Source organism: Arsenicicoccus sp. UBA7492 (genome assembly GCF_002479615.1).
Taxonomy (GTDB): domain Bacteria; phylum Actinomycetota; class Actinomycetes; order Actinomycetales; family Dermatophilaceae; genus Arsenicicoccus; species Arsenicicoccus bolidensis.
The window spans coordinates 1-720 of the sequence record NZ_DLOE01000051.1 but is presented as its reverse complement, the minus strand read 5'-3'; the positions used below and the strand labels follow the sequence as shown (position 1 = coordinate 720).

Annotated in this window: 1 protein-coding gene; it reads right to left on the bottom strand. The window is 74.4% G+C overall.

The window, feature by feature from the left end:
- A partial coding sequence (locus tag B4E97_RS16040; RefSeq protein WP_286960753.1) for an HNH endonuclease signature motif containing protein occupies positions 1-720 on the bottom strand: 720 nt, incomplete at both ends.

Below are 720 nucleotides of genomic sequence, written 5' to 3'. Positions count from 1 at the left end.
CTGACGCGGTCGTCAGCGTCGCTCTCGGGCCCGGTGCTGCTGTCGGTGTCAGGGTCGGGTGGTGGGGTGGGGTGCCAGCCGGTCCAGGTGTGGGTGATGTCCCACTGGACGCGGGACCCGTCGGCGGTGACTCGCCCGGTGATGTGGTGGGCGTGGATGAACCGGTGGTGGTGTCCGCACACCAGGGCCAGGTTGGCCAGGTCGGTCGGGCCGCCGTCGGCCCAGTGCACGATGTGGTGGGCCTGGCACCACGACGCCGCCGCGTCGCAGCCGGGGAAGCTGCACCCCCCGTCACGGACCTCCAGTGCGCGACGCTGCCGGGCGGTGGCCAGGCGAGTGGTGCGCCCCACATCCAACGGTCGACCGGCCGGGTCCAGCCAGACCGGGGTCACGTCAGCGCCGCAGGTCAGCTCCCGCGCGGCGCGGGGCCCCAGGATCGTGCCCAGGTCATCGACGCACGCGGCCGGGACCGGACACCCGCACGGCCCCCCGCCACTGGTGCCGCGCCACAGCCCGAACGCGTCCTTGGCGCGGTGCTCGCACGGCTCCAGCAACGCTTCCGGGGTCAGCACCAACGAGGCCCGCGCGGTCGCGCCCATCGGCCCCCGCACCCCTGAGGACGCCGCGATCCCGACGATGGTCAGCAACGCGTCCAGACGTCGTTGCGCCGCGGTCCGCTCGTCCCGCACCACCGTCCCGTCCGGCAACGTGGAGGTCTGC